Source organism: Klebsiella sp. 141153, assembly GCF_032601995.1.
GTDB lineage: Bacteria > Pseudomonadota > Gammaproteobacteria > Enterobacterales > Enterobacteriaceae > Klebsiella > Klebsiella aerogenes.
The window spans coordinates 73,355-88,931 of sequence record NZ_JAQIRJ010000008.1 but is presented as its reverse complement, the minus strand read 5'-3'; the positions used below and the strand labels follow the sequence as shown (position 1 = coordinate 88,931).

General features: G+C 55.8%; 12 protein-coding genes. 2 read left to right on the top strand and 10 right to left on the bottom strand.

The annotated features are described in order from the left end of the window. From nuoH to PGS10_RS16425, 8 genes are all read right to left on the bottom strand, one after another. Positions 1 to 978, bottom strand: a complete 978-nt coding sequence (gene nuoH, locus PGS10_RS16460; RefSeq protein WP_015365589.1) for an NADH-quinone oxidoreductase subunit NuoH — start codon at positions 976 to 978, stop codon at positions 1 to 3. Beyond that, a complete protein-coding gene (nuoG, locus tag PGS10_RS16455) occupies positions 975 to 3,701 on the bottom strand; it encodes an NADH-quinone oxidoreductase subunit NuoG (RefSeq protein WP_047078305.1) in 2,727 nt (908 codons plus the stop codon). Before nuoG ends, nuoH begins: the two co-directional genes overlap by 4 nt. Positions 3,702 to 3,733: 32 nt before the next feature. Then, positions 3,734 to 5,071, bottom strand: a complete 1,338-nt coding sequence (gene nuoF / locus PGS10_RS16450; RefSeq protein WP_015365587.1) for an NADH-quinone oxidoreductase subunit NuoF — start codon at positions 5,069 to 5,071, stop codon at positions 3,734 to 3,736. Continuing rightward, positions 5,068 to 5,568, bottom strand: coding sequence for an NADH-quinone oxidoreductase subunit NuoE (gene nuoE, locus PGS10_RS16445; RefSeq protein WP_015365586.1), 501 nt, complete (start codon positions 5,566 to 5,568; stop codon positions 5,068 to 5,070). The genes nuoF and nuoE overlap by 4 nt, the downstream gene beginning before the upstream one ends. 2 nt (positions 5,569 to 5,570) lie before the next feature. Further along, positions 5,571 to 7,379: an NADH-quinone oxidoreductase subunit C/D gene (gene nuoC, locus PGS10_RS16440; protein WP_015365585.1), complete on the bottom strand. Its 1,809-nt coding sequence runs from the start codon at positions 7,377 to 7,379 to the stop codon at positions 5,571 to 5,573. Positions 7,380 to 7,467: 88 nt separating this feature from the next. Next, a complete protein-coding gene (gene nuoB / locus PGS10_RS16435; protein ID WP_002913178.1) occupies positions 7,468 to 8,142 on the bottom strand; it encodes an NADH-quinone oxidoreductase subunit NuoB in 675 nt (224 codons plus the stop codon). Positions 8,143 to 8,157: 15 nt separating this feature from the next. Continuing rightward, positions 8,158 to 8,604 (bottom strand): NADH-quinone oxidoreductase subunit NuoA, encoded by a 447-nt coding sequence (gene nuoA, locus PGS10_RS16430; RefSeq protein WP_002913181.1) that lies wholly within the window; start codon positions 8,602 to 8,604, stop codon positions 8,158 to 8,160. Positions 8,605 to 9,256: 652 nt separating this feature from the next. Further along, the gene (locus PGS10_RS16425; protein ID WP_045391466.1) at positions 9,257 to 10,183 is read right to left on the bottom strand and encodes a LysR family transcriptional regulator; all 927 of its coding nucleotides are present in this window, start codon (positions 10,181 to 10,183) and stop codon (positions 9,257 to 9,259) included. An 885-nt stretch (positions 10,184 to 11,068) separates the two neighbouring features. Between PGS10_RS16425 and alaA the strand changes: the two genes are divergently transcribed. Beyond that, on the top strand, positions 11,069 to 12,286 hold the full coding sequence (alaA, locus tag PGS10_RS16420; protein WP_015365583.1) for an alanine transaminase AlaA: 1,218 nt from the start codon (positions 11,069 to 11,071) through the stop codon (positions 12,284 to 12,286). A gap of 81 nt (positions 12,287 to 12,367) precedes the next feature. After that, the gene (yfbR, locus tag PGS10_RS16415) at positions 12,368 to 12,967 is read left to right on the top strand and encodes a 5'-deoxynucleotidase (RefSeq protein ID WP_032712094.1); all 600 of its coding nucleotides are present in this window, start codon (positions 12,368 to 12,370) and stop codon (positions 12,965 to 12,967) included. A gap of 37 nt (positions 12,968 to 13,004) precedes the next feature. Here yfbR and PGS10_RS16410 read toward each other — a convergent pair whose 3' ends face one another. Together PGS10_RS16410 and PGS10_RS16405 are read right to left on the bottom strand one after the other, a co-directional pair. Further along, positions 13,005 to 14,837 carry an SLC13 family permease gene (locus tag PGS10_RS16410; RefSeq protein ID WP_045391469.1) on the bottom strand — a complete coding sequence of 611 codons (1,833 nt, stop codon included), beginning with the start codon at positions 14,835 to 14,837 and terminating at the stop codon, positions 13,005 to 13,007. Positions 14,838 to 14,913: 76 nt separating this feature from the next. Beyond that, positions 14,914 to 15,573 (bottom strand): sugar phosphatase, encoded by a 660-nt coding sequence (locus PGS10_RS16405; RefSeq protein ID WP_047043353.1) that lies wholly within the window; start codon positions 15,571 to 15,573, stop codon positions 14,914 to 14,916. Positions 15,574 to 15,577: the final 4 nt, after the last annotated feature.

Genomic DNA, 15,577 nt, shown 5'->3' with positions numbered 1-15,577 from the left:
TTATTGCGCCTGCCAGAGAATGACAGCCGCCGTTACCAACAAGTTGACCAGCGTTAACGGCAGGCATACCTTCCAGCCAAAGGACATTACCTGGTCATAACGCGGACGCGGTAATGATGCGCGGATCAAAATGAACATCATCATGAAGAACGCGGTTTTCAGCGCGAACCAGATGAAAGGCGGTAACCACGGGCCATTCCAGCCGCCGAAGAACAGCGTAACGATCAGCGCTGAGACGGTGACGATACCGATGTATTCACCGACGAAGAACAGACCGAATTTCATACCGGAATATTCAATGTGGTAACCATCGGCCAGTTCCTGCTCCGCTTCCGGCTGGTCGAATGGGTGACGGTGACACACCGCCACGCCGGCGATAGCGAAAGTCACGAAGCCGAAGAACTGCGGGATGACGTTCCACAGATGCGCCTGGTTGTTGACGATATCGGTCATGTTGAATGACCCCGCCTGCGCCACCACACCCATCAGGGAGAGACCAAGGAACACTTCGTAGCTCAACGTTTGTGCGGAAGCACGCATCGCCCCCAGCAGCGAGTATTTGTTGTTGCTCGACCAACCGGCGAACAGGACCGCGTAAACCGCCAGGCCTGCCATCATCAGGAAGAACAGAATACCGATGTTCAGGTCGGCGACCACCCACGACGGGCTAACCGGCACGATAGCAAAGGCCAGCAGCAACGAGGTAAAGGCGATAACCGGCGCCAGAGTAAAGATCACGCGATCGGAGAAGCGCGGGATCCAGTCCTCTTTGAAGAACATCTTGATCATGTCGGCGACCAGCTGCAGCGAACCGCCCCAGCCCACGCGGTTAGGTCCGTAGCGGTTCTGGAACAGGCCGAGCAGACGACGCTCGCCGAAGCTCATGAACGCGCCGCAGGTGACGACCACCAGCAGAATGACCACGGCCTTCAGGATGCTTAACAGAATGTCGATAAGATCCGGCGTTAACCAACTCATGCTTGCGCCTCCTGCAGTGAATCAATACGCGCCCCGGCCAGTACCGGCGCGATGCCCGGCATGCCCATCGGTAAGCCAACCTGTCCCGCGGCCAGTCCTTCAGAAATAACCAGCGGCAGACTCAGCGTCTGGCCTTCTACGCTGAAGGAAACCATCGCTCCGGCGTTGACGCCAAGCTTTGCGGCATCCGCCGGGTTCAGCTTGATGTACGGCTCAGGCATCCGGCTCTGGAACACCGGAGAGCGCTGAGACAGCTCATCGCTGCCAAACAGGTGGTAGTAAGGCGCGATACGCCATTTGCCCTCTTCCGCGTGGAAGCTGGCCGGAACCGCCGTGAAGTACTCCAGCCCGCTGGCGGAAGCTTCAATCAGACGCACGCCCGGATCGCCGTGGCGCAGTTTACCGCCCACTTCATCCTGGAATTTGTTCCATGCCTGCGGGGAGTTCCAGCCCGGCGCCCAGGCGAACGGGATCTGCGAACGCGGCGCGGACGGCTGGTTGTTCCCTTCCATTGAGAAGGCGAACATGGTGTCTTTATCCTGCGGCTGACGCGGCTCGTGCACGCTGATGTTAGCGCGCATCGCCGTGCGGCCGCTGTAGCGGTGCGGTTCACGCGCCAGCTTCTGGCCGCGAATGCGGAAGGTCGCATCCGGCGCGGCATCTTTAATGCCCGCCAGCTGCGGCAGGGCGGCAATCGCCGCATCAATGACGTGGTCCAGCTGCGTCCAGTCAACCTGACGGTTGTTAACGGTACTGTGCAGCGAATGCAGCCAGCGCCAGCTTTCCAGCATCACGGTTTTCGCGTCGTAGTAAGCCGGGTCGTAAACCTGGAAGAAGCGCTGGGCGCGGCCTTCGTTGTTCACCACGGTACCGTCGCTTTCCGCAAAGCTTGCCGCGGAGAGCACCAGGTGCGCTTTGTCCATAATCGCGGTGCGCTGATGGTCAACCACCATCACCAGCGGCGCTTTCGCAAGCGCTGCGTCGACGCGCGCGGCGGAAGCATGACGGTGCAGGTCGTTTTCCAGCACGATAACCGCGTCTGCGGCGCCGCTTTCCAGTTCGTCCAGCGCCTCTTCAAGCGAGCCGCCGCCGATCATGCCCAGACCGACGCTGTTCACCGCGCGGGCAACCATCGTGATGCCAACATCGGCGCCGCGGCCTTTCAACGCTTTCGCCACGTTAGCGGCAGCCTGAATGATTTCCATGCTGCCGGCGTTAGTGCCGGAGATAATCAGCGGTTTTTTCGCCCCGGCCAGCGCCTGAACGATCACATCGACTTTACCCTGCAGGTCATGGCTCAGGCCATCAACCGCCGGCGCGCTGTCATCCAGCGCATGGGCGATAGCGAAGCCCAGACGCGCCTGATCTTCCACCGGCGCGCGGTAAGTCCACGCCGCGATGTCATCCAGACGCGTGTCGTCGATATTAGTGACAAATAACGGATGCTTGGCGCGCTGTCCGATGTTGAGAATTGCCGCAATCTGCCAGTCGGCCACTTTCTGCGCCGCCGCCATTTCACGTGCTTTCCCTTTCACCGCCTGGCGTACTGCCAGGGCAACGCGCGCGCCGGTCTGGGTAATGTCTTCGCCCAGCACCAGTACCGCATCGTAGGATTCGATATCGCGCAGCGTCGGGGTATGGATCCCGCCTTCACGCAGCACTTTAAGCATCATCTGCAGGCGCGCTTGTTCGCCTTTAGCGATGCCGGTATAGAAGTTTTCGCTACCGACCAGCTCACGCAGCGCGAAGTTGCTTTCAATGCTGGCGCGCGGAGAACCGATACCAATGACTTTCTTCGACTGACGCAGGATATCCGCCGCCCCCTGCATCGCCTGTTCGGCGTTGAGCGCGATCAGATCGTCGCCGCGGCGCTGAACCGGCTGACGCGGACGATCTTTGAGGTTTACGTAGCCATAGCCGAAACGACCGCGGTCGCAGAGGAAGTAGCGGTTAACGGTACCGTTATAGCGGTTTTCGATACGACGCAGCTCGCCATAGCGTTCGCCAGGGCTGATGTTACAGCCAATGGAACACTGCTGGCAGATGCTCGGCGCAAACTGCATGTCCCACTTACGGTTGTAACGCTCGGAGTGCGTTTTATCGGTGAAGACGCCGGTCGGGCAAACTTCAACCAGGTTACCGGAGAACTCGCTTTCCAGCGTGCCATCTTCCGGGCGGCCGAAGTAGACGTTGTCATGAGCGCCATAAACGCCCAGATCGGTGCCGTCGGCATAATCTTTATAGTAGCGAACGCAGCGGTAGCAGGCGATGCAGCGGTTCATTTCGTGAGAAATAAATGGCCCCAGATCCTGGTTGCGGTGGGTACGCTTGGTGAAACGATAGCGGCGGAAGCTATGACCGGTCATGACCGTCATATCCTGCAGGTGGCAGTTGCCGCCCTCTTCGCAGACCGGGCAGTCGTGCGGGTGGTTGGTCATCAGCCACTCCACCACGCTTTCGCGGAACTGCTTCGCTTCGCCGTCGTCAATAGAAATAAAGGTGCCGTCGGATGCCGGAGTCATACAGGACATCACCAGGCGACCACGCGTGTCTTCCGCGTTCTGATATTGCTTCACCGCACACTGGCGGCAAGCACCGACGCTCCCTAGCGCCGGGTGCCAGCAAAAGTATGGAATATCAAGACCAAGAGAGAGACAAGCCTCTAGCAGGTTGTCCGCTCCGTTGACCTCGTATTCTTTGCCGTCTACATGAATCGTAGCCATTTGCGTGCTTCCAAAAATAAAAAACCTTTAGATTACCAGCGCGTCTTAAGCAGGTTCGGCTGAATACCGTTAATTGCATGGGTATTGCTGAACTGCTGCTTAATGCCAGCCTCGAATTCTTCGCGGAAATATTTGATAGCGCTCTGCAGCGGTTCAACCGCGCCCGGCGCGTGCGCGCAGAAGGTTTTACCCGGCCCGAGGAATCGACACAGTTGCTCAAGGGTTTCGATGTCGCCAGGCTGGCCTTCGCCGCGCTCCAGGGCGCGCAGGATCTTCACGCTCCACGGCAGGCCGTCGCGGCAAGGCGTACACCAGCCGCAGGATTCGCGGGCAAAAAATTCTTCGAGGTTGCGCACCAGCGGAACCATGCCGATCTCGTGGTCGACGGCCATCGCCAGCGCGGTACCCAGACGGCTCCCTGCCTTACCAATGCTTTCAAACTCCATCGGCAAATCGAGGTGCGCTTCGGTCAGGAAGTCGGTACCGGCGCCGCCCGGCTGCCAGGCTTTAAACTTCAGGCCATCGCGCATGCCGCCGGCGTAATCTTCGAGGATCTCGCGCGCGGTGGTGCCGAACGGCAGTTCCCAGACGCCCGGATTCTTCACGCGCCCGGAGAAGCCCATCAGCTTGGTGCCGGCATCTTTGCTGGTTGAAATATTCTGGTACCACTCCACGCCGTTGGCGAGAATGGCTGGCACGTTGCACAGGGTTTCAACGTTGTTAACGCAGGTCGGTTTACCCCACACGCCAGAGCTTGCCGGGAACGGCGGCTTGGAACGCGGGTTCGCGCGGCGGCCTTCCAGCGAGTTGATAAGCGCGGTCTCTTCACCGCAGATGTAGCGCCCTGCCCCGGTGTGCACGAACAGTTCGAAGTCAAAACCGGTGCCAAGGATATTTTTCCCCAACAGGCCCGCCTCGGTGGCTTCGGCAATCGCGCGACGCAGATGCTGCGCCGCTTCGATATATTCGCCGCGCAGGAAGATGTAACCGCGGTAGGCCTTCAGCGCAAAGGCGGAGATCAGCATACCTTCCACCAGCAGGTGCGGCAGCTGTTCCATCAGCAGACGGTCTTTATAGGTGCCCGGTTCCATTTCATCGGCGTTACACAGCAGGTAACGGATGTTCATGGACTCGTCTTTCGGCATCAGGCTCCACTTCAGACCGGTGGAAAAGCCCGCGCCGCCGCGCCCCTTCAGGCCGGCGTCTTTTACCGCATTGACGATTTCATCCGGCGCCATGCCGCTTAAGGCTTTGCGCGCCCCTTCATAACCGTTTTTGCTGCGATACTCGTCCAGCCACACCGGCTGCTTGTCATCGCGCAGACGCCAGGTTAATGGATGCGTTTCGGCAGTACGAATAATGGTTTTCATTTATACCGCTCCAGGAGGTCAGGAATCGCTTCCGGCGTCAGATAACTGTGCGTGTCGTCATCAATCATCATGGTCGGCCCCTTGTCGCAGTTGCCAAGGCAACAGGTCGGCAGCAGCGTGAAGCGGCCATCAAAGGTGGTTTGACCCGGTTTGATGTCCAGCTTTTTCTCGATAGCCGACTGGATCCCCTGGAAGCCGGTGATATGGCACACCACGCTGTCGCAGTAGCGGATCACGTGACGGCCAACCGGCTGGCGGAAGATCTGGCTATAGAATGTCGCCACGCCTTCGACGTCGCTTGCCGGGATCCCCAGCACATCGGCGATCGCATAGATCGCGCCATCCGGCACCCAGCCGCGCTGTTTTTGAACAATTTTCAGCGCTTCGATGGACGCCGCACGCGGGTCTTCGTAGTGGTGCTTCTCGTGCTCAATAGCCTCACGCTCTGCCGCACTCAGCTCAAAAGCCTCGGTTTGTGGTTGTTGATTCTCGTGCATAATTAGCGGTCCACGTCTGACATAACAAAATCGATACTACCCAGATAGACAATAAGGTCGGATACCAGGCTGCCGCGGATCGCCGCCGGGATCTGCTGCAGGTGCGCATAGCTCGGGGTACGAATACGGGTACGGTAGCTCATGGTGCTGCCGTCGCTGGTCAGGTAGTAACTGTTAATCCCCTTCGTCGCTTCAACCATCTGGAAGGATTCGTTGGCCGGCATCACCGGGCCCCAGGAAACCTGCAAGAAGTGAGTAATCAGGGTCTCAATGTGCTGCAGCGTGCGCTCTTTCGGCGGCGGCGTGGTCAGCGGGTGATCCGCTTTGAACGGGCCTTCCGGCATATTATCGAGGCACTGCTGGAGAATGCGCAGGCTCTGGCGCAGCTCTTCCACTTTCAGCATCACGCGGGTGTAGCAGTCGGAAACGCCGCCGCCGGTCGGGATTTCAAAGTCGAAGTTTTCGTAGCCAGAATAAGGACGCCATTTACGCACGTCGAAGCCGATACCGGTCGCGCGCAGACCTGCGCCGGTGGTGCCCCACTCCAGCGCTTCTTTCGCGGTGTAGGCGGCAACGCCTTTCGAGCGACCAATCAGAATGGTGTTGCGCAGCGCGGCTTTCTCATAGGAATCCAAGCGCTTCGGCATCCACTCAAGGAATTCACGCAGCAGGCGATCCCAGCCGCGCGGCAGGTCGTGGGCGACGCCGCCGATGCGGAACCACGCCGGGTGCATACGGAAACCGGTGATCGCTTCGACCAGATCGTAGATTTTCTGACGGTCGGTAAAGGCGAAGAAGACCGGCGTCATCGCGCCGACGTCCTGAATAAAGGTCGAGATATACAGCAGGTGGCTGTTGATGCGGAACAGTTCGGACAGCATCACGCGGATCACGTTCACGCGATCCGGCACGGTGATCCCGGCCAGTTTTTCCACCGCCAGTACGTACGGCATCTCGTTGACGCAGCCGCCGAGGTATTCAATACGGTCGGTGTAAGGGATGTAGCTGTGCCAGGACTGGCGTTCGCCCATCTTCTCCGCGCCGCGGTGGTGGTAGCCGATATCCGGCACGCAGTCGACGATCTCTTCGCCATCCAGCTGCAGAATGATACGGAATGCGCCGTGAGCGGATGGGTGGTTCGGGCCGAGGTTGAGGAACATAAAGTCCTCGTTTTCGGTGCCGCGCTTCATGCCCCACTCTTCCGGCTTGAAGGTTAACGCTTCCATTTCCAGATCCTGCTTGGCTTTAGTCAGCTCAAACGGATCGAATTCGGTGGCGCGCGCCGGATAGTCTTTACGCAGCGGGTGGCCTTCCCAGGTAGGCGGCATCATGATGCGGCGCAGATTCGGGTGACCGTCAAAGGTCACGCCAAACATTTCCCAGGTTTCACGCTCATACCAGTTGGCGTTAGGGAAAAGTTTGGTGAAGGTCGGCAGATGCAGATCGTTTTCAGACAACGCCACCTTGAGCATGATATCGCGGTTGCGGTCTACTGAGATCAGGTGGTAGAAAACGGAAAAATCCGCGGCTGGCAAGCCATCGCGGTGCGTACGTAAACGTTCGTCCATGCCGTGCAGGTCAAACAGCATCACGTAAGGTTTTGGCAATCTCTTCAGGAAATCACCCACCTCAAGCAGCTGTTCGCGCTTCACCCACACCACCGGAACGCCGGTACGGGTAGGCTGAACGGTAAAGGCATCCGGCCCAAAACGGTTGCGCAGTTCGCCGATCACCGGGTCATCAAGGTGATCGCGGGTTTGCCAGGCTGGTGCGGCGTCATGCGCGGTTAAATCAGTCATATTGTTCACCATTGCAAAAGGTCCGTGGTGACTGCCGGGCGAGGCTTCGCTGCTTTTGTAGATTGATTTGCGAAGTCTGGTTCCCGCCCGCAGGCGCAAGTTAAATCTCGTCCGGAGTCCGCAGATTGGTCACCGCAATTCGTTCGCCGCGTTTACGCTCGCGCTCGGATTGCATGTTGGCGCGATAGACGCCCTGATCGCCAACCACCCAGGAGAGAGGACGGCGCTCTTTACCAATGGATTCCTGCAGCAGCATCAGCGCCTGCATATAAGCTTCCGGACGCGGCGGACAGCCCGGGATGTAAACATCCACCGGAATAAACTTGTCCACGCCCTGCACGACGGAGTAGATATCGTACATCCCGCCGGAGTTAGCGCATGCGCCCATAGAGATAACCCACTTCGGCTCCAGCATCTGATCGTACAGGCGCTGAATTACCGGGGCCATTTTGGTGAAGCAGGTGCCGGCGACCACCATCAGGTCGGCCTGACGCGGAGAGGCACGCAGTACTTCCGCGCCAAAACGCGCAACGTCATGCACCGCAGTGAATGACGTCACCATTTCTACATAGCAGCAAGACAGGCCGAAGTTGTACGGCCAAATCGAGTTCTTACGGCCCCAGTTCACCATGTCATGCAGCGCATGTTCGAGTTTCCCCATATACACGCTTTTATTGACTTCTTGCTCCAGGGGGTCGGTTACGATCTCCTGTTTTTGCAGGGGGTAACGGTCGTTCTCACCGTTAGGATCTATGCGGGTGAGCGTATAATCCATCTTATTGCCTCGCTTTTACTGCATATGACGGTTAGTGGGACTGTCTGTTTCCGGGTTAACCAGCGTGCGACGGGAACGCGCAGGCGTCCAGTCCAGTGCGCCGATGCGAACAAGGTAAACCAGACCAGCCAGTAGCACTAAAATGAAAATTGCGGCTTCCACAAAGCCAACCCAGCCGCTTTCGCGAATGGAGGTTGACCATGCGTAGAGATACAGGGCTTCCACGTCGAAGATAACGAAGAACATGGCGACCAGATAAAACTTCGCAGAAAGACGTAAGCGGGCCGAACCAACGGAGTCGATCCCCGATTCAAACGGCGTGTTTTTGCTACGCGCGCGCGCGCGACCGCCGAGGTACCAGCCGCCGACGAGCATCAGGCAGCACAGACCGATAGCGATGATGAGAAATATAGCGAATGCCCAATGATGAGCGATGACTTCAGTGGATGTTGACATACGCATTGCTTAACCAAAAAAGTGTAGCGCCAAAACCCTCTGCTCTTGATGGCAGATGAACGCCACAGCGTTTCACGGGAGGAATAAAAAAATGACCTTGCAAAAAAGCGTCCCTGGTTGATGAGGAAGCCCAAATGCCGTGGCTTTTTACCCCTTTCTTTAACCTTTTGTCAACTTTAACAAAAGTTTTAACTACATTAATTTACATTGGAATCTTTTCATTAACATTAAATGCCCTTTGTTGCGTAATAACCTTGCATATCATTCGGATTTAGTGTTGTTGAATCGTGTCCGTTTTAGACGTAAATCAGTTTCGCCAATCTATTTTGACAGGATTTGGCCGCGATTCCTCCCCCCAAGTAGGGGTATTTTCTTGATCTGTGACACGCTTTTGTTAATTACATCTGGAAAACGGCAACAATCCGTCCGGTTTTTTAACATTAGCAGGAAGTATTGAAACTGCAGCTAAAAACAGGGAAACAATGGCCACTTCCTGGCCAACCTATTGATTCATATATCAATAAATTATTAAACTGCTTAAAATCCTTGTAAAATATAAAAAAAAAGAGCCACTGACCTCATTTTGTCGATCGGCGGCTCTTTTTTACACTTACATTTTGTTACCGGATTATTGTGATCGATATATGATAATTTGGCTTTATGAAACCAGGGAGCCGTCTCCCCCTTCCGGGGTATAGAGCGTTTCTGTTTTCCACGGGTTATGGTCCTGGCTCAGCGACTGAAAAATTGCCTGCGCCAGCTCGTTTTCCCGCTGTGGATTACAGCTCAACACATAATGGGTATCCGGCAGGCCGGGCAAACCGTCGCTTTTACCCGGCACGCGCAGCTCAGGGCTCATCATTTCAACCGGTCGCGCGGTGACGCCAAGCCCCGCCTTCACCGCGGCTTTTACCCCGGCCAGAGAACTGGCGGCATGCGCCAGATGCCAGGGGACCTGCGCGGCATTAAGCGCGGAAATGATATCTTCACGGAACGGCCCGGACTCTTCGAGCAGCACCAGCGGAACAGATTCTCCGTGCGCCAGTACATAATCCGCGGCGCAGTACCACAGCGTCGGCGAGGTACGCAGCGTCAGGACATCAAATTCGCCGGTTTGATGAGTGGTTAACGCCAGATCGATCTCGCCGCTGCCTAACTTCGCAACGATATCGGCGTAATTCAGGACCTTAATTTCCAGCGTCAGTTTGGGATAGAAGCTGCCGATTCGATTGAGCAGATAAGGCAGGATGGTATCCGCCGTTTCATCGGCAGCGCCGATAGTCAGCGTCCCCTGCAGGCTGCCAAACATTAGCGACATGCAGGCTTCATCATTAAAACGCAGTATTTTGCGCGCGTAGCTGAGCAGTTGGATCCCCTGCTCGGTCAGTAATTTATTACGCCCATGTCGAGCGAAAAGCTCTTTGCCAACCAGTTGCTCCAGGCGCTGCATCTGCTGACTGACGGCGGACTGGGTACGACATACCGCGGCAGCGGCCGCCGCAAAGGTGCTCAGATCGGCGACGGCGACGAAGGTCCGCAGCAGATCGAGATCGAGATTCAGTATCGGACGATTTGCATTTATCATATTTCTTCACTTACAGGCGCTGATGCTGGCCTGCCTTGTTGATGCTGTATCCAGGTTTCCGGCTATTCCATGAGCCTCGTGCCGAGCGGACAATTGCCGCAGATGACAACTGGAAGAACGTCATTGCATGTGAAAGCACTCGTTCGCGACAAATGTGCGAAAAATTTGAGTAATATTTTGTTCGTAGCTCTACGCATTTTTAATTACTGAGACTTACGTTATGTGATGAATCTCAAACAAAGTCTGCAATAACAAATCTCGTTACGCCCGGAAGCCCGACACGCATAACAACGCCTGCTGGAACACAAACAAAAAAGCCTGCAATAACAATATATTAATAAAATCACGCCGTTAAACAGAGGTTTATACGTCGATATTAACCGTCATATCCTAACCGAAAACCACAATATTTATAAGCGCTAATCAGTATTATCTAAGGTAATTTTAAACATTTTTGCAGCACTATAATTAAATTAACAAAACCCGAAATAATCTATGCAATCAAATATACCTGATTCATTAATTGGCATGTTTTATTAAAAAAAATTAACATAGTTGCTACAGTTATCAGCACCCTCTTTCTTATTAGCATAGTGTCTTTTAGCGGTTAAAATTCAGGCAACCCGCTTTTTCCATCAGCAACAAACCAGATAAATATCCATGTATCTGCGCAATATGCGCAACATAAAACCATTCTAAAACCCATATCAGGCACATTATATAAAGAATAACGCCATTACACAGACAAATTCATTACTCTAAAAAAATACTATTCGCAAAATCTTCTCCTGTTAACCCTTCAAAACAGCGGGGATGCGGAGTACATTGTTCCGTGCTGACTTCCACGGCAGGGAGTGGCGATAACAGCTAAAAGGTCAAAGGTTCATGTCCCCTATCGAAAAATCCAGCAAGTTAGAGAATGTCTGTTACGACATCCGCGGTCCGGTTCTCAAAGAAGCAAAACGCCTTGAAGAAGAAGGCAACAAGGTACTCAAGCTGAATATCGGCAACCCGGCGCCGTTCGGCTTTGATGCGCCTGACGAAATCCTCGTCGACGTTATCCGCAATCTGCCGACCGCCCAGGGCTACAGCGACTCAAAAGGTCTCTATTCCGCCCGTAAAGCAATTATGCAGCACTACCAGGCGCGCGGAATGCGCGATGTTACCGTGGAAGATATCTATATCGGTAACGGCGTTTCCGAGCTGATAGTCCAGGCCATGCAGGCGCTGCTCAACAGCGGCGACGAAATGCTGGTTCCAGCCCCGGACTACCCGCTGTGGACCGCAGCGGTCTCGCTTTCCAGCGGCAAAGCGGTGCACTATCTGTGCGACGAATCCTCAGACTGGTTCCCGGATCTCGACGATATCCGCGCCAAAATAACGCCGCGCACCCGCGGGATCGTCATCATTAACCCGAATAACCCAACGGGCGCCGTTTATTCCAAAGAGCTGCTGCAGGAGATTGTCGAGATCGCCCGTCAGCACAACCTGATTATTTTCGCCGACGAAATCTACGACAAGATCCTGTATGACGACGCCGAACATCACTCTATCGCCGCACTGGCGCCGGATATGTTAACCGTCACCTTCAACGGGCTGTCGAAGACCTATCGCGTCGCTGGTTTCCGCCAGGGCTGGATGGTGCTGAACGGGCCGAAAAAGCACGCCAAAGGCTATATCGAAGGGCTGGAAATGCTGGCCTCGATGCGCCTGTGCGCCAACGTCCCGGCGCAACACGCTATCCAAACCGCGCTAGGCGGCTATCAGAGCATTAGCGAATTTATCATTCCAGGCGGGCGCTTGTATGAGCAACGTAACCGCGCCTGGGAGTTAATCAACGAGATCCCGGGCGTCTCCTGCGTCAAGCCGAAAGGCGCGCTGTATATGTTCCCGAAAATCGACGCCAAACGCTTTAATATCCACGATGACCAGAAAATGGTGCTCGATTTCCTGCTGCAGGAGAAAGTGCTGCTGGTTCAGGGTACCGCGTTCAACTGGCCGTGGCCGGATCACGTACGTATCGTCACCCTGCCGCGTGAAGATGACCTGGAAATGGCGATTTCCCGCTTCGGGCGCTTCCTCTCCGGCTATCATCAGCTTTAATCGCGCCGCCGCCGGTATTTGCATCCGGCGGCGATCCCTGCGCACAATGGAACCCGATGTTGTCACTGCTTAAGGGTTCCTATGAGTCAGAGTCATTTCTTTGCCCACCTCTCCCGCCTGAAACTAATTAACCGCTGGCCATTGATGCGCAACGTGCGCACCGAGAACGTCTCCGAGCACAGTTTGCAGGTGGCGATGGTCGCCCACGCGCTGGCGGCAATTAAGAACCGCAAGTTTGGCGGCCAGGTCAACGCCGAACGCATTGCCCTGCTGGCGATGTATCACGATGCCTCCGAGGTCCTCACCGGCGATCTGCCCACGCCGGTGAAATATTTCAATTCGCAGATTGCCCAGGAATATAAGGCGATTGAAAAAATCGCTCAGCAAAAACTGGTCGATATGGTTCCCGATGAGCTGCGCGATATCTTTGAGCCCCTGATTGATGAACACCATTACAGCGAAGAAGAGCAGTCGATTGTGAAGCAGGCCGACGCCCTGTGCGCTTATCTGAAATGTCTTGAAGAGCTTTCTGCCGGCAATAACGAATTTCTGCTGGCGAAAGGTCGGCTGGAAAAAACGCTGGAGTCGCGCCGTAGCCCGGAGATGGATTACTTTATGCAGGTATTTGTCCCGAGCTTCCAGCTGTCGCTCGATGAAATCAGCCAGGATTCACCGCTTTAATATTCAGGCCAGGCAGCCCCTGCCCGGCCTGAATGAATTAAAACGGAAAGAGTACCGGGATCAGCAGTACGCAGACCACCATCACCAGTACGGTGAAGGGCACACCGATTTTGACAAAATCACTGAACGAATATTTACCGGGTCCGAGCACCAGCGTATTAACCGGTGAAGAGACCGGGGTCATAAACGCCGCCGAAGCCGCCATCGCCACCACCATGGCAAAAGGATAAGGCGATACTCCCATCGATTTCGCCGCCGCCAGAGCAATTGGCGCCATCAGCACCGCCGTCGCGGTATTCGAGATAAACAGACCAATCGCCGCGCACATCACAAACAGACAACCCAGCATCAAATAGGGGCCTTTACTTCCGGCGACGTCCATTAATCCCTGCACCACTAAATCCACGCCGCCGGTTTTCTGCAACGCCAGGGCGAAGGGCATCATACCCACGATCAAAATGATGCTCGGCCAGTGGATCGCCTTATAGGCGCTCTCGGCGTTAATACAGCGAAACTTGCCCATCAACAGGCAGGCGATGATTGCGGCGATAGGGTTGGGGATTTCATCGGTAAGCATCAGCGCTACCATTAACACCAGGCAGAAAATGGCGTGCGGCGCCTGGCTGTGCGCGGGCGAAGCATCGTTGACCTCTACCGGCATATTCAGCACCACAAAATCGCGGCCGCGTTTTGCCAGCATGGCTATCTGCCGCCAGTTGCCAACTACCAGCATAATGTCGCCTAACTGGAGTTGTTCATCGACTACCGCGCCGTCGAGCGCTTTACCATCGCGCTTCAGGCCAACGATATTCAGACCAAAACGGGTACGGAAGGCCATCTCGCGCACCGTTTTGCCGATAAGCTCTGAGTCAGGGATTAACGAAACTTCCGCCATACCGACGTCCAGCGCCTGGTCGGAAAAGTATTCGCCGCGCAGCACCATCGGCTCAAGCATCTGCTCGCCGCAAAACTGCCGCAGATCGACGTCGGATGCCGACATATCGATCAGCAACACGTCGCGGGCGCGAAACTCCGACACCCCGTTAACGTTGACGATCACCCGGCGAAAACGCCGCCAGCGTTCGACGCCGATAACGTTGGCGCAGTAGCGTTCACGCAGCTTTAAATCATCAAGCCGCTGGCCGATCATCGGCGAGCCCGGACGAATCGCCAGCCGGCGCGCCCTACCGGTGAGGTGGTACTCTTTGATTAAATCGCGGAAGGTGCTTTTCTTGCGGCCATCGCGGGCGGCGCTGTCATCTTCGCCCTTCAGCATAAAGCGCATCACCAGCATATAGACGATACCCAACACCAGCACCACCAGGCCAATCGGGGTCACGCTGAAGAAGCTGAAGCCATGCAACCCCTCGCGCAGCAGCTCACTGTTGACCACCAGGTTCGGCGGCGTCGCCACCAGCGTCATCATGCCGCTAATCAGCCCGGCGAAGCTTAGCGGCATCATCAGCCGCGACGGCGAGGTATTCATACGCAGCGAGACGCTGAGCACTACCGGAATAAATATCGCCACTACGCCGGTTGAGCTCATAAACGCCCCCAGTCCGGCAACGGTGAGCATCAGGTAGACCAGCATTTTGGTTTCGCTATTGCCGGCAACCTTGACCAGCCAGGAGCCCATTTTAGTCGCCACGCCGGTGCGCACCAGGCCGTCGCCAATGATAAATAAAGCAGCAATGAGAATAACGTTCGGATCGCTAAAGCCGGAGAAGGCTTCGCTGAGGGTTAAGGTACCGCTAAGCACAAACGCAACTATCACCATCAGCGCGATGGCATCCATGCGCACCTTGCCGGTCGCAAACAAGACAACCGCGATGGCCAGTAGCGATAACACCCAAATCAATTCACCGTTCACAACTTATCCTTGTCTGAAGAGGGAGCCGAAATTGTGGCACAAAAAAGCCCCGGCAACGCGGGGCTAAGTCATGAGATTATGCTTTAAGATTCACCTGAACATTGCCATCCGCCTGCCGCTCAATGCGCAAGCTTTCGAGGGTCGTCAGCACCAGATCGGCCTCATCAAGGCGCGGCGCATCGGCCGGAACGTTGACGGCGATGGTGCGGCATCCGGCAGCCAGCCCGGAAAGCAGACCCGCCGGCGCATCTTCCACCACCGCGCACTGTTGTGCCGGTATTCCCAGCAGCTCGGCGCCGAGCAGATAGGCATCCGGCGCCGGTTTCCCCTTCTTCACCTGCTCGGCGGTAACGAACACTTTCGGCATCGGCAGACCTGCCGCGCGGTGGCGGGCGTGAGCAACCGGAATGGAACCCGAAGTCACGATAGCCCACGGGATCCCCGCTTCATTAAGCGTATTCAGCAAGCTTAACGCGCCCGGCAGTGCGACAATGCCGTCGATATCGGTGGCTTCAATCTGCTCAAGGAAGCGGAACTCGGCCTGAATATCCTCTTCGCTGCGCCCCGGCATAAAATGACGAATCGAAGTGATGGCCTGTTTACCGTGAATGAAACCGAGAATCTCATCGTGCGGAATGCCGAAACGATCGCCCCATTTACACCATGAACGCTCGACCACCGGCAAAGAATCCACCAGCGTCCCGTCGAGATCGAACAGGAAACCTTTACACTGCACGGGC